The 21,095-nt window shown below is 64.3% G+C and carries 26 protein-coding genes; 11 read left to right on the top strand and 15 right to left on the bottom strand.

Going from position 1 to position 21,095, the window contains the following annotated elements; genetic code table 11:
* From JNK68_01385 to JNK68_01360, 6 genes are all read left to right on the top strand, one after another.
* Positions 1-438: formylmethanofuran--tetrahydromethanopterin N-formyltransferase (locus tag JNK68_01385; protein MBL8539000.1), on the top strand; the 438-nt coding region annotated here is incomplete at its 5' end.
* Positions 439-478: 40 nt separating this feature from the next.
* On the top strand, positions 479-1,291 hold the full coding sequence (locus JNK68_01380; protein MBL8538999.1) for a formylmethanofuran dehydrogenase subunit C: 813 nt from the start codon (positions 479-481) through the stop codon (positions 1,289-1,291).
* An 81-nt stretch (positions 1,292-1,372) separates the two neighbouring features.
* On the top strand, positions 1,373-2,272 hold the full coding sequence (locus tag JNK68_01375; GenBank protein ID MBL8538998.1) for a cation transporter: 900 nt from the start codon (positions 1,373-1,375) through the stop codon (positions 2,270-2,272).
* Positions 2,273-2,363: 91 nt separating this feature from the next.
* Positions 2,364-3,293: a TAXI family TRAP transporter solute-binding subunit gene (locus JNK68_01370; protein ID MBL8538997.1), complete on the top strand. Its 930-nt coding sequence runs from the start codon at positions 2,364-2,366 to the stop codon at positions 3,291-3,293.
* Positions 3,290-3,946: a hypothetical protein gene (locus JNK68_01365; protein ID MBL8538996.1), complete on the top strand. Its 657-nt coding sequence runs from the start codon at positions 3,290-3,292 to the stop codon at positions 3,944-3,946. Before JNK68_01370 ends, JNK68_01365 begins: the two co-directional genes overlap by 4 nt.
* A gap of 124 nt (positions 3,947-4,070) precedes the next feature.
* On the top strand, positions 4,071-4,649 hold the full coding sequence (locus tag JNK68_01360) for a hypothetical protein (protein ID MBL8538995.1): 579 nt from the start codon (positions 4,071-4,073) through the stop codon (positions 4,647-4,649).
* Between the two features lie 100 nt (positions 4,650-4,749).
* On the opposite strand, the gene JNK68_01355 is transcribed toward JNK68_01360, so the two are convergent.
* Together JNK68_01355 and JNK68_01350 are read right to left on the bottom strand one after the other, a co-directional pair.
* Positions 4,750-6,444 (bottom strand): NAD-binding protein, encoded by a 1,695-nt coding sequence (locus tag JNK68_01355; GenBank protein ID MBL8538994.1) that lies wholly within the window; start codon positions 6,442-6,444, stop codon positions 4,750-4,752.
* 68 nt (positions 6,445-6,512) lie between these two features.
* Complete coding sequence (locus JNK68_01350; protein ID MBL8538993.1) at positions 6,513-6,896, bottom strand: hypothetical protein; 384 nt, start codon at positions 6,894-6,896, stop codon at positions 6,513-6,515.
* A 204-nt stretch (positions 6,897-7,100) separates the two neighbouring features.
* On the opposite strand from JNK68_01350, the gene JNK68_01345 reads away from it, so the two are divergent.
* Positions 7,101-7,574: an LEA type 2 family protein gene (locus JNK68_01345; GenBank protein ID MBL8538992.1), complete on the top strand. Its 474-nt coding sequence runs from the start codon at positions 7,101-7,103 to the stop codon at positions 7,572-7,574.
* Positions 7,575-8,356: 782 nt separating this feature from the next.
* Here the strand turns inward: JNK68_01345 and JNK68_01340 are convergent.
* From JNK68_01340 to JNK68_01330, 3 genes are all read right to left on the bottom strand, one after another.
* Positions 8,357-9,094: a glutathione S-transferase family protein gene (locus JNK68_01340; GenBank protein ID MBL8538991.1), complete on the bottom strand. Its 738-nt coding sequence runs from the start codon at positions 9,092-9,094 to the stop codon at positions 8,357-8,359.
* A 26-nt stretch (positions 9,095-9,120) separates the two neighbouring features.
* Positions 9,121-9,777 (bottom strand): CDGSH iron-sulfur domain-containing protein, encoded by a 657-nt coding sequence (locus tag JNK68_01335; GenBank protein MBL8538990.1) that lies wholly within the window; start codon positions 9,775-9,777, stop codon positions 9,121-9,123.
* Positions 9,778-9,843: 66 nt separating this feature from the next.
* Entirely contained in the window at positions 9,844-10,719 is an 876-nt protein-coding gene (locus JNK68_01330) for a pirin family protein (GenBank protein ID MBL8538989.1), read from the bottom strand.
* 153 nt (positions 10,720-10,872) lie between these two features.
* Between JNK68_01330 and JNK68_01325 the strand changes: the two genes are divergently transcribed.
* Both JNK68_01325 and JNK68_01320 read left to right on the top strand, forming a co-directional pair.
* Entirely contained in the window at positions 10,873-11,223 is a 351-nt protein-coding gene (locus JNK68_01325; protein ID MBL8538988.1) for a type II toxin-antitoxin system Phd/YefM family antitoxin, read from the top strand.
* 51 nt (positions 11,224-11,274) lie between these two features.
* Complete coding sequence (locus JNK68_01320; protein MBL8538987.1) at positions 11,275-11,898, top strand: AAA family ATPase; 624 nt, start codon at positions 11,275-11,277, stop codon at positions 11,896-11,898.
* A 3-nt stretch (positions 11,899-11,901) separates the two neighbouring features.
* Here JNK68_01320 and JNK68_01315 read toward each other — a convergent pair whose 3' ends face one another.
* Both JNK68_01315 and JNK68_01310 read right to left on the bottom strand, forming a co-directional pair.
* Complete coding sequence (locus tag JNK68_01315; GenBank protein ID MBL8538986.1) at positions 11,902-12,477, bottom strand: NnrU family protein; 576 nt, start codon at positions 12,475-12,477, stop codon at positions 11,902-11,904.
* Positions 12,478-12,514: 37 nt separating this feature from the next.
* Positions 12,515-13,714 carry a tyrosine--tRNA ligase gene (locus JNK68_01310; GenBank protein ID MBL8538985.1) on the bottom strand — a complete coding sequence of 400 codons (1,200 nt, stop codon included), beginning with the start codon at positions 13,712-13,714 and terminating at the stop codon, positions 12,515-12,517.
* 188 nt (positions 13,715-13,902) lie between these two features.
* Between JNK68_01310 and JNK68_01305 the strand changes: the two genes are divergently transcribed.
* Positions 13,903-15,153 (top strand): M23 family metallopeptidase, encoded by a 1,251-nt coding sequence (locus JNK68_01305; protein MBL8538984.1) that lies wholly within the window; start codon positions 13,903-13,905, stop codon positions 15,151-15,153.
* A gap of 50 nt (positions 15,154-15,203) precedes the next feature.
* Here the strand turns inward: JNK68_01305 and erpA are convergent, their stop codons facing one another.
* From erpA to rplM, 4 genes are all read right to left on the bottom strand, one after another.
* Positions 15,204-15,551, bottom strand: coding sequence for an iron-sulfur cluster insertion protein ErpA (erpA, locus tag JNK68_01300; GenBank protein MBL8538983.1), 348 nt, complete (start codon positions 15,549-15,551; stop codon positions 15,204-15,206).
* Between the two features lie 97 nt (positions 15,552-15,648).
* Positions 15,649-16,677 (bottom strand): N-acetyl-gamma-glutamyl-phosphate reductase, encoded by a 1,029-nt coding sequence (locus JNK68_01295; GenBank protein MBL8538982.1) that lies wholly within the window; start codon positions 16,675-16,677, stop codon positions 15,649-15,651.
* Positions 16,678-16,750: 73 nt separating this feature from the next.
* Positions 16,751-17,143: a 30S ribosomal protein S9 gene (rpsI, locus tag JNK68_01290; protein MBL8538981.1), complete on the bottom strand. Its 393-nt coding sequence runs from the start codon at positions 17,141-17,143 to the stop codon at positions 16,751-16,753.
* A gap of 12 nt (positions 17,144-17,155) precedes the next feature.
* Positions 17,156-17,584 (bottom strand): 50S ribosomal protein L13, encoded by a 429-nt coding sequence (gene rplM / locus JNK68_01285; protein ID MBL8538980.1) that lies wholly within the window; start codon positions 17,582-17,584, stop codon positions 17,156-17,158.
* Positions 17,585-18,047: 463 nt separating this feature from the next.
* On the opposite strand from rplM, the gene JNK68_01280 reads away from it, so the two are divergent.
* Positions 18,048-18,479: an OsmC family protein gene (locus JNK68_01280; protein MBL8538979.1), complete on the top strand. Its 432-nt coding sequence runs from the start codon at positions 18,048-18,050 to the stop codon at positions 18,477-18,479.
* Positions 18,480-18,512: 33 nt separating this feature from the next.
* Here JNK68_01280 and JNK68_01275 read toward each other — a convergent pair whose 3' ends face one another.
* The 4 genes from JNK68_01275 to JNK68_01260 form a co-directional block, all read right to left on the bottom strand.
* Positions 18,513-19,100 (bottom strand): DUF924 domain-containing protein, encoded by a 588-nt coding sequence (locus JNK68_01275; GenBank protein ID MBL8538978.1) that lies wholly within the window; start codon positions 19,098-19,100, stop codon positions 18,513-18,515.
* 92 nt (positions 19,101-19,192) lie between these two features.
* Entirely contained in the window at positions 19,193-19,516 is a 324-nt protein-coding gene (locus tag JNK68_01270; GenBank protein ID MBL8538977.1) for a hypothetical protein, read from the bottom strand.
* Between the two features lie 93 nt (positions 19,517-19,609).
* Complete coding sequence (locus JNK68_01265) at positions 19,610-20,095, bottom strand: DUF4864 domain-containing protein (protein ID MBL8538976.1); 486 nt, start codon at positions 20,093-20,095, stop codon at positions 19,610-19,612.
* Between the two features lie 43 nt (positions 20,096-20,138).
* Positions 20,139-20,870 (bottom strand): lytic transglycosylase domain-containing protein, encoded by a 732-nt coding sequence (locus JNK68_01260; GenBank protein MBL8538975.1) that lies wholly within the window; start codon positions 20,868-20,870, stop codon positions 20,139-20,141.
* Between the last annotated feature and the right edge of the window lie 225 nt (positions 20,871-21,095).

Raw genomic sequence — 21,095 nt, 5'->3', positions numbered from 1 at the left:
ACCGGCATGGTGAAGGCGGTCGGCGGCGGCAACTTCCTGGTGCTCGCCGATTCGCAGCCGCAGGCGCTGGCCGCCTGTGAGGCCGCGATCGATGCCATGCGCAAGGTGCCGAACGTCATCATGCCCTTCCCCGGCGGCGTGGTGCGTTCGGGCTCGAAAGTCGGCTCGAAGTACAAGGCGCTGATGGCTTCCACCAACGATGCCTTCTGTCCGACGATCCGCGGCATCACGCGTTCGGAGCTGGCAGCGGGGATCCAGTCGGTGATGGAAATCGTCATCGACGGGCTGACCGATGCCGACATCCGCGTCGCCATGCGCGCGGGCATCGCCGCCGCATGCGCCCTCGGCGCCGGGAACGGCATCCGCCGCATCAGTGCGGGAAACTACGGCGGCAAGCTCGGCCAGTTTCACTTCAAATTGCACGGCATCATGCAATGAATCAGGGCGCTCACCCCGACCCGCAACGAGGCACCGTCGCATGAGTGCCCTCACGCTTACGCTGAAGGACGCACCGCGCCAGCGGCTCGACTGCTCTGCTCTGACGCCGACGCGGCTTGCCGGGAGGACCCCCGCCGAGATCGCCGCCATCGAGCTTCCGTGCGGCAACCGCAGACTGCGCGTCGATGCCCTTTTCAAACTGACGGGAGAGGACGTCTCCAACCTCGTCTTCCGCAATGGCTGCGACAAGCTCGATCGAATCGGTGAAGGGATGTTCGACGGTTCGATCGAGGTCGACGGCGATGCCGGGGCGTATCTCGGCCTTGGGCTACGCGGCGGTCGCATCCGCGTGCGCGGAAACTGTGGCGCGTTCGCAGCCGCGGAGATGAAGCGCGGCCTCGTCCACATCCAGGGCAACGCCGGAGACTTCCTCGGCGCACCCCTGCCTGGTGACCGCCAGGGCATGCGCGGCGGCACGGTCATCGTGCAAGGCAATGCCGGCGATCGCTGCGGCGATCGCCTGCGCCGCGGCAACATCCTGGTCGAAGGCAACGCGGGCGACTACTGCGCCTCGCGCATGATCGCCGGCACCCTGTCGGTGCTCGGCACGCTCGGCACCTATCCGGGCTTCGCGATGCGCCGTGGCACCCTGCTGCTCAATGCCGTGCCGGCCTCGCTACCGGCCACGTTCGGCGACTGCGGCACGCACGATCTGCACTTCCTGCCGCTGCTCACGCAGTCCTGGCGATCCCTGGAATCGCGCTTCGCCCGACTCGAATCGCGCTCGAGAGTGCGCCGGCTGATGGGCGATCTCGCCTGTGACGGCAAGGGCGAGGTGCTGGTCTGGGTGTGACGGACGCTTGAACCAGCGGCGGCTGGCGGCGCCTGCGGACACGGCGCGCGGCGCGAGCGGCAGAAACAAAGAACGACGGGCATGACGCGAGAGGCGCTCACCCGCTTCGCGTGGCTGTCCATCGCGGCCGCGCTCACCACCATCTCGCTCAAGACCTGGGCATGGTGGCTTACCGGGTCGGTCGGGCTGCTGTCGGACGCGCTGGAGTCGCTGGTGAATCTGGCGGCGGCGGTCATCGCGCTCTGCGTGCTGCGGATCGCCGCGCAGCCACCTGACGCAGAGCACAGCTTCGGCCACTCGAAGGCGGAATATTTCGCCGGTGGCCTCGAAGGTCTGTTCATTCTCGCGGCGGCTGCCGGCATTGCGCTCACGGCCGTGCCGCGGCTGCTGCAGCCGGCGCCGCTGGAGCAGGTGGGGTGGGGACTCGTCGTGTCCGCGCTGGCCGCGGTCGTCAATCTGGTGGTGGGCAGGATCCTGATTCAGGCAGGCAGGAAGCATCACAGCCTCACGCTCGAAGCAGATGGACAGCATCTCATGACGGATGTGTGGACCTCGGGTGGCGTCATCACCGGTGTCGCGCTCGTCGGCCTGACGGGGTGGGAGCGCCTCGACCCGCTGATCGCGCTGGCGGTGGCGGTGCACATCTGCGTCACCGGCTACCGCCTCCTGCGTCAGTCCATCGCCGGTCTCATGGATACCGCGCTGCCGGAGGAGGAACGCAGCCGCGTGCGCGCGATTCTCGACAGGCACCGCGCGGAGGGTGTCGAGTACCATGCCCTGCGCACGCGCCAGGCCGGGCACCGGCGCTTCGTCTACTTTCACCTGCTGGTGCCGGGCGCGTGGTCGGTGGAACGCGGACACCAGCTGATGGAAGACATCGAAGCGGAAATCCGCGCGAGCCTCGCCTACGCGACCGTCATCGCGCACCTCGAGCCGGTGGAGGATCCGAGCTCGTATCAGGACCAGCAGCTTGACCGGTAGCGAAGCCGCCGCCAGCAACGGTAGGGCCGGCCGTGCCCGACGCGGCGTCCCTGTGCTCGCGCTGCTGGCAGCGCTTCTCCTTCCGACGGCTGTGTCTGCCGGCAAAACCGCGCCGGCGCCGCGCTCCATGGTGCTGATGACCGGCTCGGAACGGGGCGTCTACTACCCGGTGGGATCGGCGCTGTGCACGCTCTTCAACTTCGAACATGCCAGCGGATCGCGCTGCGTGGCCGTGCGCTCGCGCGGTTCGGTGGCGAACCTTGCCGCCCTCCGGGCCGGCCGCGCGCAGTTCGCGCTCGTGCAGTCCGACACACAGTCCGCCGCCGTTCGCGGCGCTGCACCGTTTGCAACCCCGGGCCCCGATCCCGGGCTGCGCTCGCTCTTCGCGCTCTACAACGAGGATCTCGCGGTGCTCGTTCGCGCCGATTCGGACATCCGGCAGATCGGCAACCTCAAGGGCAGGCGCATCAACATCGGGCGTCCGGAATCCGGGCAGCACGAGCTGGTGGAAGGCGTGCTGCGCGCAGTCGGACTCAAACCGCAGGATTTCGTCGTCTACCGCGAGCACGGGCCGGCACAGATGCGGCTCCTGTGCACCGGCGACCTCGACGCCGCGCTGTTTGTTGGCGGCTCCCCGAACGGTCACGTGACCGCGCTCGCGCTCGCCTGCGACGTCCGCCTGCTGCCCGTTGCGGGCCCCGGAATAGACCGCTTGCTGAAGCAGCATCCCGAGCTCTCGCACGGACTCATCCCGGGCGGGCGGTATCGCGGCAACCCGCACGACATACCCACCGTCAGCGTTCCGGCGACGCTCGTCACGACGGCGGCACAGTCGGAGGACGAGGTCTACGCCTTCGTGCGCACGATCTTCGACAACTTCCAGATCCTGACGGAGCTGCATCCGGTGTTGAACGAGCTCGAACCGCGCGAGATGGTGGGCAGCCACGGCGCGGCTCCGCTGCATCCGGGGGCTGAACGCTTCTTCCGCGAGCGCGGCCTGATCGAACAGGGCCCGCGATGACGCTCACCCGGCGCGCTGCGCTCGGACTGCTCGCCGCGGGTGCGCTCGCCACATTGACGCCGCGTCTGGCGCCCGCCGCGTCGTTGCCGCCCGCGCTCAGGTTCAGGATCCTGCGCGACGGCAGGCAGATCGGTACACACGCAGTCAGATTCGAAGTGGCGGGCAACGGTATGCGGGTGTCGACCGCGATCGACATCGAGGTGAAGATCGCCTTCATTCCGGCGTTTCGCTTCTCGCACCGCGGGACGGAACGATGGGAAGACGATCGGCTGGTCGAACTCAAGGGAACGACCAACGAGAACGGCGAGCGTTTCGAAGTAAGCGGCCAGCTCGTCGGGACAAAGCTGCAGATCGCCGCGCCCAACGGCACGACGCTCGCCGACCCGACTGCTTTCACGACCAACGATCTCTGGAACCGCGATGCGGTGCAGGCGAAGAATCTGGTCGACGCGCATCACGGCGGGTTGGTCGGCATCGTGAGCCGCGCGGAAGACGACGAGGACATCGCAGCGGACGGCCAGGAACTCGCCGCGAGCCGCTACCGGGTCATCACCCCTTTTCTGGCCGGTACCATCTGGTATGACGGCACGGGGCGCTGGCGCAAGAGCGACTTCGAGATCAAGGGCGAGCGCGTCGAATATCGGCCGGCCTGACGACGCTGCGCCTGCGGCATGAGCGACCGCTAGCCACGGTTTGCATCGTCCGCGACGCGCCGCGTAGAATCCGCGCCGGGTCGAGCAAGACGCCGCACCCTCACCACTTCCTGGAGGTTCGAGAATGATCAAAGCATTGCTTGCGGCAGTAGCGGCAGCCAGCCTGACGACGACCCTGCCCGTCCTCGCCGACCAGGCGAAGGAAAAGGTCGTCGAGGCCGGTGTGGTCCGCGAAACGGCCTCGATCAAGGCTACCGTGCAGTCGGTCGATCTCGACCAGCGCATCGTCACGCTGAAGGGATCGGACGGCAAGGTATTCGATCTCAAGGTCGGTCCGGAAGCGCGCAATCTCGCGCAGGTGAAGCCGGGAGACATCGTCTTGGCGCAGTACTCCGAAGCCATCGCCGTGGAGGTCAAGAAAGGAGGTGTGGGCATTCGCGGCAAGGAAACCGAGACCGCCGTGTCGCGTTCCCCTCTTGGGCACAAGCCGGGGGGTGCGGTCGCAACGACCACCACCATCACTGCCAACGTGACCGCGGTCGATGCCGGGAAGCAGGTCGTCACGCTCGAAGGGCCGAGCGGGCGATCCGTGAACGTGAGGGTGAAGGATCCGGCGGTGTTCAGTCAGATCAAGGCGGGCGAACAGGTCGAGATGGTGATCACGGAGGCGATCGCCATCGCCGTCGAGGCGCCGCAGAAGTAGTCACACCGCGAACAGCGCTCAGAGGGTGTCATCCAGGTCGTGGATCAAATGCTGACCGGCCTCGCCTTGCGGTAGACGCCGCCGTCACCCGAAAATCGCTTCACCCGCGCTGCGTGCGAGTCTTCTGCCAGCGCGCACGCAACCACTCCCACACCCATGCGCCGGTCGCGTCGCGACCGGTCACGATGTACTCGGCAGCGTTGCGATTGGACAGCACCAGTGCCTGCAAGGACGCAGCCTGCGGCGTGCCGGCGAACAGGATGCGGTCGCGCGCGTCGATCCGCGTCGTTGGCTCCGGCAGCAGGATCTCGCCACCCAGCCGCACGAGCAGCAGCGGATGACAGTCGAGCCATTCCTCGCGATTGCCCGGGTTGCGCAGCAGGCGCGCGAGCACGAGATCGCGTCGGCGCAGATGCCATTCGATGGCGGGTGCCGATCGCGCGTTGAGTTCCACCGTCCACGTCGCGGGCACGCGCGTCCCCGCACAGCGCTGCAGCCGCTCGACGACAGCGTCCGCCCAGGCATCGTCCTGCTGCTTGACGATCGCCAGGAAGCGCGACAGCAACGGTGTGGTCAGCACGGCGAGGCACTCGTGGGCGACGATTTCGCTCGGCACCATTTCGAGGTTCGCGCCGAATGCTTCGAACAGCGCCCGGTTCGACTCGCGGTTGCGGCGGATCACGACGAAGAGCCCGGGATTCACTTCCTTCGCGGTGACTGCGATCGACAGATTGTTCACGTCGTTGTCGGACGCCGCGACGATGCCTACCGCATGCTCGATGCCGGCCTCGCGCAGCGTTCCCGCCTCGGTGCCGGTCCCGGCCACACAGCGATGCGCCGTGACTTGCCCGGCGTCCGGGGCGATCACCGTGAGGTCCATGTCGTGCTGCGCCAGGCAGCCGGCGACCTCCGAGCCGAGCCGGCCGAACCCGGCGATCACCCAGTGCCCATGCGGCGGCACGGCCTCCGGCCGCAGCTCGGACCCCGGTACGCCGGTGAGCCACTCCAGCAGCTGATAGCTGCCTGGAGAACGCACCGCGAGCGACAGGTACTCGGCGAACTTCTCGAACGGGTTGATGATGTGGTCGGTGCCGAAGGACGCCATGTTGGCGGCGATGTCCTTGTTCTGGACACGGCACATGACCGGTATCAGATCGTTCAGCAGGCGCACGCTCATCGCCACCGCCAGATTGGTCGCATCCTCGTCGGTAATGGCGATGACGCCACGACAGCAGGGATGGCGCAGCCCCGCCAGAAGCAACACTTCCGGGTTGCTGGCGTCCGCCGTGAACGCAGGCACGTCTCGCTGGAAATCCTGCAGCTTGGTGTCATCGATGCGGTCCGCGCTCTCGTCGATCACCACGAAGGGGATGCCGAGATGATCCAGCGCATGGCAAACAAGCCTTCCCGTCTCGCCGAAGCCGGCGACCAGAAAAAACGGATCGGCCATGCGCCGCACGCGGCGCGCGAAGGTCTGCATGGCACGCGCGTACTGGAACGCTTCCTCGCGCAGCAGGTTGAGCACCGTGACGATGCTGTAGGTCCAGCCGACCACACTCAGGTAAATGCACACCACGACCCACATGCGCTGGCCATAACTGAAGGCGGTGGGAATCTCCCCGAAGCCGATCGTGGTGGCGGTGTAGCTCACGAAATAGAAGGCGTCGAAGAAGCCCAGCGGCGGCGTCGGCCGACCCTCAGCATCGACGCCCTGGATGAGCGTGAGACCGGCGATGGAGACGGCATAGATGGCGACGATGGCGATCAGCGGCGCGCGCATCCGCCGCAGCGCGATGAAGAAAGTGCTGGTGGTCGCTGCCGCGCGTTCCATATGCCGTTGCCGTCGACGGGCTGGCGCGAGCCCTAACGCCGCAGCATGACGGTTTCGACGATGAGAATGATGACGGAGACGACGTTGGCGAACACCGCACCGCCGGACAGCGAAACCACGCTGGCGACGTGCTGAGGCGAATATCCTTCGGGCCAGACGTGCGCGGCGAGCGCCCACACCACGGCGGCGGCAATGAGCTGCAGGTCAGCGACAAGACTCGTGGCGAGTTGTACGGCGCCGATCTGGGTACGGTCACCGAACTTGAGGACGGTCGCGATCAGGTTGACGACAACCGCGGCGAACAGCTCGAATTCGTTGTGCAGCAGTGGATTCTGGATGTCGCCGATGAAGAAGCCGAAGTTCAGCGTCGCGGCGAGCACGATGAAAAAGCCGAAGATCACCTTTTCCAGATTCATGGCGCCGCATTCCCCCTTCGTGGCCTGCCGGTTGGCCCGCTAGGCAGATTGCATGCGCCCCGGGCGATGCGATTCTACACGCGCGCCCCGCAGACGCCACGGCGACCGGCACCGGGCCGCGGAAACAGTTGGCCGCGGTTTCTTGCTAGGATCGCAGCAAGATCGGCTGCCACCATCTTCTGGCACAGCGCGGAGACAAGCACCGTGAAGGCAATCGCACCCTGGGTTCGGATTCTTGCGGCATCGCTGGTACTCGCCGGATGCGCGACGCTCGCCGGTCTCGACGCGCCGCGGGTGAGCATTTCGAACATCACGCCCCAGGACATGACGCTGTTCGAGCAGAAGTTCATCGTCACGCTGCGCATCCAGAATCCGAACGACGTGCCGCTCGGGGTGACAGGAATCAGCTTCAATCTCGACCTCAACGGCAAGTCCTTCGCCTCCGGGCTCTCCAGCCAGCAGGTCACCGTTCCACGCTTCGGCAGCGAAGTGATCGATGTCGAGGTGTTCAGCGGCCTTACCGGGATTCTCCGGCAACTGCAGACGTTTGCGGCGGGGGGCTCACCCCGGTTCACCTACCGGCTGCGCGGCAAGGCTTACCTGGACCAGCCGACGTCCCTCGCACTGCCGTTCGACGAGCAGGGCGAGATCGAACTCCCCGTGCCCGTGCGGCAGTGACCATCCGCGGCAGATGCGTCGCCAACCGGCGACACCTCGCTGCCACGCAAGCCTTGCCTTCCTGAAAATCCCGCCTGGCATCTGTCGTCTGGCGCAGACAGGCGAGCGCGCGCCATCCTCGCATAACGCCATGATGTAACTACATTTCTCCCTGATGGGCACAAGTGTTGATGCAGGCACGCGCGATCAGGAATCAAACAAGAAAAACCGGTCCCTGACAGTTATCGGGCCGAACGAGAAAAGTCCCCAGCGGGGAGGAGGCAGGTCAATGAAGTATCGAATCGCCATACTGGCTCTCGCGGCGCTTTATTTCGGGTTTCCACCAGCGCACGTTGGTGAGAAGAGTACGCGTCAGGCCACGCAGGAACACACGCCCCCGCCGCCGGAACACTCTCCGCTGCAGTCCCTCTAGACAGCTCGCACCCTCTCAAGCTCAAGCCCTCGCGCGCGGCTTTCCGGCGCCGAGCGGTCATTGCGTCCGTGTAGCGCGTCTTCCTTCGCGAATTTTTTTACGCTGCGTTGCACCACGCGGCGCGGTTTGGCGTATACTTTTACTATATAAATCAAAGAATTGATAAAAGACAATTTTCGTAGCGTCCGCAACACAAGTTCTCCAAGTTCTCGCGTTCTCCCTGCATGCTCGCGCGTGCATCGTCTCCCGCGAAGAGTACGGGGTGCGCTTGAGCCAGTTTCCAGCATAAGAAGCTGTCCGCTCAGGGAGCTTCGGGCGGAGCGCATGCGTTCCGCCCTTTTTCTTTCTCCCGTCGAGATCCGAATCCCCTTCAACCGCCGGGGAGTTCCACGTCGAGTTCCGGATAGTGCCGCCAGATGTCGGCTTCGCTGAACGACACGCGCCGGGCCGAGGCGAGGTATGCCGAGATGTTGGGACGCTCCGCCACCCGCGCATGCAGACCATCCAACCTCGGATGCGCGCCCTTCGACATGGCGCGCGGAAAGGCGTAACGCAGCCCTGCCACGACCTGGAAGATCGACAGGTCGACGTAGCTGATCTTGCCTCCGACCGTCCACCCGCCGCGCCGCGGATTGCGCGCCAGCACGCGCTCGAAGTAATCGAGGAACTTGCCGAGACGCGCGTGCAGAAAATCCGCAGCGCGCCTGCGCGCTTCCGCCTTCTGCTCTTCGTAGTAGAGGCCGACGGCGATCGGGTGGTGAGTATCGTGGGTCTCGGAGACGAGATCGCCGACCGTGAGCTGGAGCTGGTGCAGCCAGGCCCGATCGACCTCGCTGCGCGGCGCGAGGCCGAGCCGCGGTCCGAGAAAATGCAGGATGTTCGCGGTCTGCCCGATGACCTGGCGCCCCGCCTTGAAGAACGGTGGCGCGAAGGGCGGACGCGCACCGCTCTCCCCATCGAGGAAGCGCAGCAGCGCCGGCGTGCCGAAGCCGCGCCGTGCCGGCAGCCGCGCAACGTCCAGATAGTCGACCCCTGCCTCCTCCAGGGCGAGACGCACGAATTCGCCGCGCCCCTGGATGTCGGGCCAGTAATAGAGTTCGTAACGCATCGTCGCGCGCCCCGGATCGTGCGCTCCTATCCCGCCGTGAAGCCAATCCGCTTGTGGGTTCCGTCACAGAACGGCTTGTTTTTCGAGGCCCCGCAGCGACAGAGGAAGGCTTCGGTGCCGTACCAGCGGGTAACGCCGCTACCTGCCTGGATCGAGAGATTGCCGTTGAGGTGCAGCGGCCCGTTCCTGATGCCGCGGATGACGAGCGGACCGCCACCGGCGGCCGTGCCGGAACCGACTTCCCCGACCGCGCCGGCATCGTCGAAGCCGGCGGCCACGTGGCTGTTGTCACAGAACGGCTTGTTCTTCGACGCACCGCAGCGACAGAGGGCAGCGCGAAAGCGCGTGCCCGGCATGTCTGCCGGACCGCCTTCAATCGCGAGATCTCCGCGCACGAAAAGCGGACCGCGATACGTCACATGCACGGTATTACAGGCTGCGGGCTGCTCGGTAACGGCGCTGTCCTTCGCCTCGTAGACCAGCGCCCCGCTCGGGCAGCGCTCGCACACTTCCGCGACCTCGGCGACGCTCGTCACGTCCGGCCGGCACCACGGTTCCCGACCCGTCACGAAAAGCTCGCCCTTTGCGCCTCCGCACTCGCCAATATGAATACAGAGGCGTTGGTCCCACGTCACGTCGACGGCTTCGCCGGCATAGCGGTAGATCGGGGAAGAGGTGCTCATGGCGGTGGTCTCCAGTGGATGGTCTACGAAAAAACCGGCGCAGCCGAAGAGAGTCCATCGGCCCGGCTATTCTCTGCCTTCGCGCCAGATGAAGGTGTCGCGGTTGAGGTCGTTCAGCGCCTGAAGTATCTCGGCGCGCGAGTTCATCACGAACGGGCCGTAGCGGGCGATCGGCTCACGCGTCGGCGCACCGCTCACCAGCAGCAGGCGCATCCCGGCGGCGCCCGCCGTGACCTGGAACCTGTCGCCGTCGCTGAGCAGCGCCAGCGCCAGCGCACCGATCCGCGGCGCCTCCCCGCTGCGGTCGCTGCCCAGCCGACCGCTGCCGCGATAGACGTACGCAAATGCCGCCTGCCCGCGCGGCATCGGCTGTTCGAAGCGCGCATTGGCCGGGAGGTGCACGTCGAGATAGGTCGGCTGCATCGCGATCTCCTGCACCGGGCCGCGCACGCCGTCGACCTCGCCTGCGATGATACGGATGAGCGTGCCATCGCTGCGTCGCACTTCCGGGATCTGCTCGGCGCTGAATTCCCGGTAGCGTGGCTGCGACATCTTGAGTCTGGCCGGCAGATTCACCCAGAGCTGAAAGCCTTCGAGGCGCCCGGTCTCCCCCGCGCGCGGCATTTCCTCGTGCATGAGACCGCCGCCGGCCGTCATCCATTGCACTCCGCCCGCCCGCAGCGTCCCGGCACTGCCCGTGGTGTCGCGATGCTCGACTTCTCCCTCCAGCAGGTAGGTGACGGTTTCGATGCCGCGGTGCGGATGCATCGGGAACCCCTTCTCGTAGTCCCGCGGATCGTCGGAGCTGAAGTGATCGAGCAGCAGAAAGGGATCGAACCAGTCCAACTGGCGACCCGCGATCACACGTTGGACGCGTACACCCGCCCCTTCCAGCATGGCTTCGGGAACGATCTCGCGGACGACTGTGCGTTGTTTCGTCATGGCTGCCCTGTCGCTTGCCGAAGGCGGTAATTTCGATGGTGCCCAAGCTCTGATGCGGGCGCCAGTATCTCGCATGGCCTTCCGCCGGCATATCGAACTTTATGCCTATATTGCACGTTTTGGCTATAATGGAATCTCACTCTAGGAGAACCCATGCCCAAGCTCAGCTTCCGTAACAGCCAGGGAGCGCTGGTCGACATTCCTACCGTGGCGGCAACCCGCTTCAAGAACGAGTTCGGCGCAATCTTCGAGCAGGCGCAGGTCGGCGGGGCCGTCGCCATTACCAAGCACGCCAAGCCGAAGGCGGTGTTGCTGTCCTTCACCGAGTTCCAATCGCTTCTAAAACCTCGGACTGCATCGTTGGACGACCTCGCCGAACAGTTCGACGGACTCCTGGAGCGCATGCAGGCGCCGCAGGCCAGGGAGGGAATGGCCGCTGCCTTTGCAGCATCGCCGGAGGAACTCGGCCGCGCGGCGGTCAAGGCGGGGGCACGCAAGCGGTAGCCGATTCAGAGCGTTCCGCAACGGCTCGCGCACGCAGTGCCGCGGATCTACGTGCTGGCCGGCGTCAACGGTGCCGGCAAGAGCAGCCTTGGCGGCGCAACATTTCGCGCTTTCGGCGCCGACTATTACAACCCCGATGAAGCCGCGCGGGCGCTTCGCCACAAAGAGCAATCCCTGCGTCAGACCGAAGCCAATGCGGCAGCCTGGCAGCAGGGCAAGCGATTGCTCGAACGCGCCATCCGCGACCGCCTCGATTTCGCCTTCGAAACCACCCTGGGGGCCCGCACGATTCCGCGCCTGCTCGCCGACGCGGCCGCGACGGGAATCGAAATCCACGTCTGGTATGTCGGACTTGCCGATGCGGACCTGCACATCGCGCGAGTCAGGGCCCGCGTGAACCAGGGTGGGCACGACATCGCAGAAGCCGACATCCGCCGCCGCTACGAATCGAGCCGCCTGAATCTCATTCGTCTGCTGCCGCAATTGACGGCGCTTCGGGTCTTCGACAACAGCGTCGAGGGCGATCCGGCGATGGGCCGTACCCCCGCTCCCACGCTCGTTCTGGAAATGCGGCACGGGGTCATCACGGGGCCCGCCGACCTGTCGCACACACCCGATTGGGCCAAGCCCGTCGTCGCAGCAGCGCTGAAGCTGCAGGCGACCGCCGCTGGCTGACCATCAGCCGAAGGGCGCGACGCCGATCAGCCAGGCGTGCAGCCAGAACGCGAAGACCACCCACACGGCGGTCCCCGCAATTAGGGTCACGAGGTTGCGCGCGGGCGTGCCGCGAGGATGAACCGTGCCCTCCCGCCGGTCGCGTCGGCGCGCCGCCGCAAAATCCGCGATCGACCAGACGAGAAAGGCGCCGAAGAGAACCACGTCCGCCAGCATCCCATTGGCAAGCAGATGGGCGAACGCCCACACCTTCACCCCGAGCACCATCGGGTGTCCCACGGCGGCCTTGAGGAAGTTGCCCTTGGGGCTCGCGGCGGCAAGCAGAATGAAGGCGGGGAAGGTGAGGAGCGCCGCCACGTGCCGCGTCCACATCGGCGGCGTCCAGAGAACCACCGGATCCGACCGCGCGAGCCCGTATCCCCAGACGATGAGCACGAACCCCACGACGGCGACGACCGAAGAGATGTTCTTGTAGCGCAGGCCGAGGCGTGCGACCTGCCGGGTGCGCCAGTCGTCGGCCACGATGCGGATCGAATGCGTGCCGAGAAGGACGATAAGACCGATGATCAGGACGGTCATGACCGAACCCCGTTGGGAAAAAGGAAACGCCGGCGCATCAGTCGCCGACCCTGACGCGTGCAAATCTGCGCTTGCCCACCTGCAGCACGACGGTGGTGCCGGGAGCGAGCGTCAGCGCCCGGTCGGTCACGCGCTCGCCATCGATGCGCACGCCGCCCTGCTCGATCATGCGCATGGCCTCCGACGTGCTGGCCGTCAGCGCCGCCTGTTTCAGAACCTGCACCAGCGCCACCGGTGCGGACGCCGATACCGCCACTTCGGGCATGTTCTCAGGCAGCGCGCCCTGCCGGAATCGCGCATCGAAGTCCGCAGCCGCGCGCTCCGCCGCCGGCCTATCGTGGAAGCGCTCGACCATTTCCTGTGCGAAGGCAACCTTGATGTCCCGTGGATTGCGGCCGGCGACGACTTCCTCCTTCCAGCGACGAACGTCTTCAATCGGGCGAGACGACAGGAGTTCGATGTATCGCCACATGAGCTCATCCGAGATCGACATGAGTTTCCCGAAGATCTCACCGGGGCTCTCGGTGATCCCCACGTAATTGCCGAGCGACTTCGACATCTTGTTGACGCCGTCGAGCCCCTCCAGCAGCGGCATGGTGAGGATGCATTGCGGGGGCTGTCCGAAGTGCTTCTGCAGTTCGCGCCCCATCAGGAGGTTGAATTTCTGATCGGTGCCGCCGAGTTCGAGGTCCGCCTGCATCGCGACCGAGTCGTAACCCTGAACCAGGGGATAGAGGAACTCGTGGATCGCGATCGGCTGGTTGCTGCGATAGCGCTTGCCGAAATCGTCCCGTTCCAGCATGCGCGCGACGGTGTGGGTCGCGGCGAGGCGGACGAGGTCCGCGGCAGAAAACTTGTCCATCCACGTCGAGTTGAACATCACTTGCGTGCGCACCGGATCGAGGATCTTGAACACCTGATCGGTGTAGGAGACCGCGTTGCGGGCGACATCCTCACGTGAGAGCGGCGGACGGGTCGCGTTCTTGCCGGTCGGGTCGCCGATCATGCCGGTAAAATCGCCGATGAGAAAGAGCGCCTCGTGCCCGAGATCCTGCAACTGGCGCATCTTGTTGAGCAGAACGGTGTGTCCCAGATGGAGATCCGGTGCGGTGGGATCGAAGCCCGCCTTCACCCGCAGCGGCGCCCCTGCCTTCAGCTTGGCGACCAGTTCATCTTCGACGAGCACTTCCTCGCAACCGCGCTTGATGATCTCTAAGGCCTGAAGAACGTCGGTCATGGATCCTCGCTGCACAAACCCATCTGGATCTCGTGGAATCCCGAGGGGATCCATGGGTTTTTCATGGGCACATTGTCTGCTAAGCTTCCGCCGGATAACCCCAGCACAAGCTCGTGATGCCACCCCTAACATCTTGGATTTTAGCGCAAATCTCGCCACGACCCGGCTCCGCCGTGCGCCGTCGCTGGGTGATTGTGGGTGCCACGGCCCCTTTTTTCGGCGTCCTGGCGGCTTTCGGAACCGCCCCCAACACCGTCACGCAGCCGGTCACCCTGGAACACATTGTCGAGCCGCTGTCGGCACCGGAGGCGGCAGCAGTACCGGCAGGTGAACCCCATTTCTGGCGCGAGGAAACGATTCGCCGCGGTGACACCCTCGCCAGCGTGCTGGCGCGGCTGCAGGTAAGCGAGTCCTCGTTGCACACCTACCTGCGCCAGTCCAAGGACACCAAGCCGCTGTTCCAGCTGGCGCCGGGCCGCAGCATCCAGGCGCTTACGACCGGGTCCGGATCGCTCATCACCCTTCGGTATCGTACCGGGCCGGCCAAGGAACTGCTCGTCACGCAGGGTGAGAAGACCGCCTACACGGCCAGGAACGAAGCGGTGAACCCCGAGCAGCAGCTAATCATGAAGTCCGCGACAGTGTCCGGGTCGCTGTTCGCCGCGATGGACGATTCGGACGTCCCGGACGCCGTTGCCGATCAGCTCCTCAAGGTGTTCTCGGGGGATATCGACTTTCGCAAGGACACGCGTCGGGGCGACCGCTTCTCGCTCGTTTACGAAGGCTACTTCGTGAACGGGGTGCTGGTCAGAACTGGCCGCGTGCTCGCGGCCGAGTTCGTCAGCCGCGGCAAGAGCTATCAGGCGGTCTGGTTCGAGGGAGAGCCCGGCAAGGGCGCCTACTACACCCCCGAGGGGAAGACAGTTCGCAAGACCTATCTGCGCTCACCGGTGGAGTTCACGCGCGTGAGTTCCGGCTTCAGCGAGGCCCGCTTCCATCCGATTCTGCAGAACGTGAGAGCACACCGGGGTATCGATTTCGCGGCGCCTGTCGGCACCCGCGTCCTTGCCGCCGCCGATGGCGTGATCGACTTCGCCGGACAGCAGTCCGGCTACGGCAACGTGGTCGTCATCGAGCATCGGGACGGCGTCAGCACGCTGTACGCCCATCTCTCCGGGTTCCCGGCGGACATGCACAAGGGACGGCGGGTCGAACAAGGGGAACTCATCGGCTTCGTCGGGGTGACCGGTCTCACCACGGGGCCGCATCTGCATTACGAGTTTCGCGTAAACGGAGAGCATCAGGATCCGCTCGAAGGAACGGCCTCCCTGGCCCTGCCGATCACGCCGGAACTGCGCGCCGCCTTCGAGGAGCAGGCCGGCCCCTATGTGCAGCACTTGGCACTCCTCCGCGGCACCAATCTCGCCCGCTTCGAGTAGTAAAGCAGTCGTCGCGGCCCGGGTATCGCGCGCGCCCGGGCTACCACCCTTCAGGCCGAGAACGAGGATCCACAGCCACAGGTCGAGGTGGCGTTCGGGTTCTTGATCACGAACTGGGCGCCTTCCAGCGATTCCTGATAGTCGATCTCGGCACCCACCAAGTACTGAAAACTCATCGGGTCGATGAGCAAGGTCACACCTTCCTTGACCATCGACGTATCGTCCTCGTTGACGGTCTCGTCGAAGGAAAAGCCGTACTGAAAGCCCGAGCAGCCGCCCCCTGAGACGAATACGCGCAGCTTGAGATCGGGGTTCCCTTCCTCGTCGATGAGATCGCGTACCTTGCGGGCCGCCGCGTCGGTGAAGTGCAGCGGTGCTTCCATCGTGGGTGCATTCATGACCGAACTCCTGATTCCAGGTATCGGAAGGAATTATCTGCCGCGCCCGCAAGGGGGTCAATGCAAGCCACCGGAGCGGGCCGGCACCGGTGAGAGATCAAGGCAGTAGCGGCAGACCTTCGATTCCACAACTCTCGGCAAAGCCGAACATGAGATTCATGTTCTGCACGGCCTGCCCGGCGGCGCCCTTTACCAGATTGTCGATCACCGACAGAACGACGAGCGTGTCGCCACCCTGCGGCCGATGCACCGCAATCCGGCAGTGATTCGCACCGCGTACGCTGCGGGTGTCGGGATGCGCGCCAGCCGGCAGGACGTCGACGAACCGCTCCTCGGCATAGCGAGTCTGGAACAGCGACTGCACGTCGACGTCTGCGGTCAAGCGGGCATACAGCGTGGCGTGGATGCCGCGGATCATCGGCGTCAGGTGTGGAACGAAGGTCAGTCCCACGGGCTTGCCGGCGATCGCTCGTAGCCCCTGGCGGATCTCTGGCAGATGACGATGGCCCGGGACCCCGTACGCCTTGAAGTTGTCGGACGCCTCCGAAAACAGGGTATGGACCTCAGCCTTGCGACCGGCACCGCTCACACCCGACTTGGCATCGGCAATGAGGTGCCCGCAGTCGACTGCACCGGCCTCGATCAGCGGCAGAAAGCCGAGCTGGACAGCGGTCGGATAGCAGCCCGGGTTGGCCACCAGCCGCGCCGCGCGAATCTGGTCGCGGTTGACTTCCGGCAGCCCGTACACCGCCTCGTCGATGAGCGCCGGTGCCGCATGGGTCATGCCGTACCACTTCTCCCATTCCGCCCGATCCTTCAGGCGGAAGTCCGCCGCCAGATCGATCACCCGGACACCCTCGTTCAAGAGGCCTTGCGCCTGCTCCATGCAGATGCCGTTCGGCGTGGCGAAGAAAACGACATCGCAATCCTCCAGCCGAGCATCCCCGGGATCGCAGAACGCGAGCTCGGTGGCGCCGCGCAGACTGGGGAACATCTCGCTCACCGCCATCCCCGCCTCCTTGCGCGAGGTGATGGAGGTAATCCGCACCTCGGGGTGACGGACGAGTAAGCGCAACAACTCGACACCGGTATAGCCGGTGCCGCCGACGATGCCTGCCTTGATCACATTGGCCTCCGTTCGCTATCCAGAGCCCGACAAAAAAGCCGCCCGCGGGCGGCTTTTCTGGGCGATCGCCCCTCTATCGCTTGGAGAACTGCTTGCGCCGCCGCGCCTTGCGCAAGCCTACCTTCTTGCGTTCGACCTCCCGCGCGTCGCGGGTGACGAGACCAGCCTGCTTCAACGCCGGCTTGAGCGACGCGTCATACTGTATGAGCGCGCGCGTAATGCCGTGGCGCACGGCACCTGCCTGTCCGGACTCGCCTCCGCCATTGACATTGATCTTGATGTCGAAGGTATTCAGATGATCGGTCAGGGCCAGCGGCTGGCGAACGATCATGCGTCCCGTCTCGCGCGAGAAGAAGACGTCGACCGGCTTGTCGTTGACGACGATCTTGCCTGTTCCCGGGCGAAGAAAAACGCGCGCGACCGCGGTCTTGCGACGACCTGTACCGTAATGATCCTGGGCGGGCATACCTTAATGATCCTAAAGCTTGACGGCCGTCGGCTGCTGCGCAGCATGGGGATGAGCGCCGCCCGCGTAGACCTTCAGTTTGCGAAACATCGCCGCGCCCAAGGGACCCTTCGGCAGCATGCCTTTGACCGCATGCTCGAGGACGCGCTCCGGATGTGAAGCGTGCAACTTGGCGAACGTCGTTGAATACAACCCGCCAGGATAGCCGCTGTGGCGATAGTACGTCTTCTGCTCGGCCTTGTTGCCGGTGACCCGCAGCCGATCGGCGTTCACGACGACGATGTAGTCTCCGGTGTCGACGTGCGGCGTGAAAATCGCCTTGTGCTTGCCGCGCAGACGGCTGGCGATCTGTGACGCGAGACGACCCAGCACCTGGTCCGTCGCGTCCACCAAGAGCCAGTCCCGCTTCGTCTCGTGAGCCTTGGCGGAGAAAGTCTTCATCCTTTTCTACCCCGACGTTCCAACCTGCGAACGCAAAAAAGGGGCGAAGTATAGGGGTGTCCCCCGGCTACTGTCAATGAAGCCATCTGCAAGACAAAAAAAAGCGCAACCGGAAAGGCTGCGCTCAATTCCACCAAAGGAGGAAGATGGAGGAGACAACACGTAACTACTCAGGCAGAGCAATTACGCGATTGAATTATCGCACCGCAGCAGAAGGAATGCAAACATTTCTTGTGCACTGCAGCGTTCCGTGTGTCATTTTCGCAATACGGGTAATTATCATTTGATAACAATCAACTATCTTGATAAATCGCAAAGGATATACCCTCGCTGCGCGCTTGAACGAGGGCCGCTCCGCAACAGATTAATTGCGCTGCAACGGACGCAAACCCGATGTCCCGGCATGCGATTGCACGGATCCCTTCGAGTAGAATCCGAATCCCAACAGACGGCAAGGACTGCAATGAAGGTACGCATCAAGTGGGTCGAGCAGGCGGCATTTCTCGGCGAGACGGAGAGCAGCCACAGTCTTCTCATGGATGGTCCTGCGGACGGCGGCGGGCGCAATCTCGGCCCGCGCCCGATGGAAACCGTGCTGATGGGCACAGGGGGATGCACGGCATACGACGTCGTGCACATCTTGCGCAAGGCGCGTCAACCGATTACCGATTGCGTGGTGGAAATCGACGCCGACCGCGCTACGGACGATCCAAAGGTGTTCACCCGGATCCATTTCCACTTCGTTATCAGCGGCGCCGGACTCAACCCCAAACATGTCGACCGCGCCATCACGCTGTCCGCCGAGAAGTATTGCTCTGCCTCGATCATGCTGGGCAAGACAGCGAACATCACTCACGATTTCGAGATCGTCGAGCCAGGCCCGACCTCAGCATAAATAGGCGTGAGGGGTTACGCGGGGAGCCGAATTCTATGAGGCGGAACCCTGCTGCTGCAGGAATTCGAGCTCTTCCTTGCTGCTCGCGCGCCCCAGTGTGGAATTGCGATGGGGAAATCGGCCGAACCGCACAATGATCGCGCGGTGGCGACGGGCCGCGTTGTGGAAGCTTTCGAGCTCGGGCTCGTCCGGCCATTGCTCGAACAGGCGTACCGATTCGTCCTGATCGGCCAATGCCTCGCTGTGTTCGAAAGGAAGATAGAAGAAGGCGCGACCCAGCGGCGGCACATCCTGATCGAAGTGTCGGGCGACGGCGCCGCGCGCCGCCTCCAGGGCCAGCGCATCGGATGCAAACGCCTTCGCAGAATTGCGAAACATGTTCCGCGGGAACTGATCGAGGAGGATCACATACGCAAGACACCGCAGCGGGCCTTCGCACCAGTCCGCCAGCGCGCCGGCGACGGCTTCCCGGTATACGGCGACGAAACGCGTCAGAATTTCTGCATCGAAGGCCGGGTTTCTCGCAAACCACCGTTTCTGCACGACCTTGGGCACCTGACCGAGTTCTGCGCCGAACCAGAATTGCAGGATGTCGCGCGCACGAGGATCGTTCCCGGGAATGAAGGGGGCGAAAGGCACGCCGCCTCTATCTGGAACCACTCGACCGTCGCGGGTCCTGATTCACCTTTCCCGGTAGATCCGCGTCCGTTCCCTCAGGACTGAGAAGTGCCGCTGGCAGCCGCTTGCATCGCTTCGGCCGAACTGCGGACGGCCTGCGCCGATGTCCTCACCGCGTCGGCGGATGCGCTGATCGCCTGCAAGCCGGATTTCTGCATCTCAAGCGTCTGGATCGTCACCTGAAGCATCTTCAGGTTCATCGAAAGCCAGCCTTCCACCGCTTTCAATTCCGTGATCTTGCGCTCGATCTCCGCAGGATCCAGCGTTGGCGTCAGCAGACTCGGAAGCGGAATGTTCAGCGGATTCCACATCTTCTGCATCAGTTCGAACATCTCGCTCATGGTGGACTCAGTGGTCACGACCGTGCTCCTGGATTAGACAATCGTTGAAATTCAAACCAGTCTGGAATGGAAGCTACCACGCGTAGGCGGGGCCGGCGACGCCGAATTTGCTCAGGTCGCAAACTGCTTCGAATCCCGCATGTAACAGCCGCTGATGCGCCAGCTGCGATTCGGCTGCCGTTCCATCGAGAAGACAGCGATGCTCACCGCCCCGTCGAGCGCAATCACCTCGACGGCCTGTAGCGGCTCCCCATCAAGCAACGACGGCTTGAGAAAGCGATAAGAACGGGGTTGGTAGACGGCGCTGTACTCCGCGCGCACCATCTCCATGAAGTTATCGGCGGATTCGAACACTCGCCGGACTTTTGGCGAAGCCAGGGAGAACGCGACGTCCCCGTTATTGAGACGAAACGCATCCATCTGCTTCGCGATGACAGTCTGAATCGCCCGCCAATCACCCGGGCTGAGCCGGGTTGTCTTGGCCGACGCCTCACCGCTGCCAAGCCCCAGCAAAACTGTACCGCCGACGATTAACAGAAGCCGGCAGAACGTGCTTATCGAGACAGGCGTGCGACCCATGATTCGATGGTAAATCATTCCCGGTCGCCCGGAAAGCGCACCGAAACATCGGCCCGCCTGATCAGTTCGCGGCGCGGAAACGGCGCGTCAGAACCTGCCGCAGGCGTTCTTTTTCTGCAATGACCTTGCTTGCGTACTGGGCGGTGGTGTCCCACGGCGACCCGTTGTACATCTGAAGTCCGGTCTGCAGGTCACCGCCGCTGCGACCGATGTAGTCCTTGAGAACCTTTGCGCCGACGCGGACATTGACCGCGGGGTTGAGAAACGAAGTGTCCGCCTGAGAGTCCGGCAGCTTGTCGGTATGGTATTTCGGGATAACCTGCATCAAACCCTGCGCGCCCGCATTGCTTTCGGCGATCGGGTTGAAGCGTGATTCCACGGCCATCACCGCAAGAATGAGCAGCGGGTCGATGTTGACCTCGTGGCCAACGGCAAAAGCCATTTCGACCAGACGCTGTATCGCTTCTGTGGAGACGAAGTAGCGCTTGCCAAGGTAGTCCGACATGGCGCGTATCCTTCGCTCCTCCGGCGCCGCTGTCGTACGGGTCTCGACGATGGGGGTAGCCGTTGCCACGACAGCCACGGGATCAGCAACGAACGGCGGCTCCGGTGCCCGGTCCTGCTCCTGGATCTCCTGCACAACCGGCTGCTGCACGACTGCCGGCCTGCTCTGCAGGCTGACGACAAGGGCGATCATGCTCAACATGAGCGCCATCAGGCTGGCAAGGGACGGCGCCTGAAAATTTGCGAACGACGTAGGCGACCACGAAGAATCGCTTAACTCTTTCGCCATTTGGTACAACCTCCTTTCTGCATTCGGGGCTCGCGTATGAGCCGGATGGTCCGTAGGAGTTGGACCGAAAGGCTCAGGAGAGCGCGAACCCTGTGCGCCGGCAGTTCCATCTTGCCGACGCTCCCGGAACCGAGTCTGCGCTAAAGCACCACAGAACTCGCTCTGGCTTCAGGAAAGCGCCTGCTGACACAGGCGGGCGAGAAATTATTGCGATACAACAAGGTA

The organism is Betaproteobacteria bacterium (genome assembly GCA_016791345.1).
Classification (GTDB): Bacteria; Pseudomonadota; Gammaproteobacteria; order Burkholderiales; family JAEUMW01; genus JAEUMW01.
Note: the sequence above shows the minus strand (reverse complement) of the source record. Positions and strands in the feature narration are given on the sequence as shown.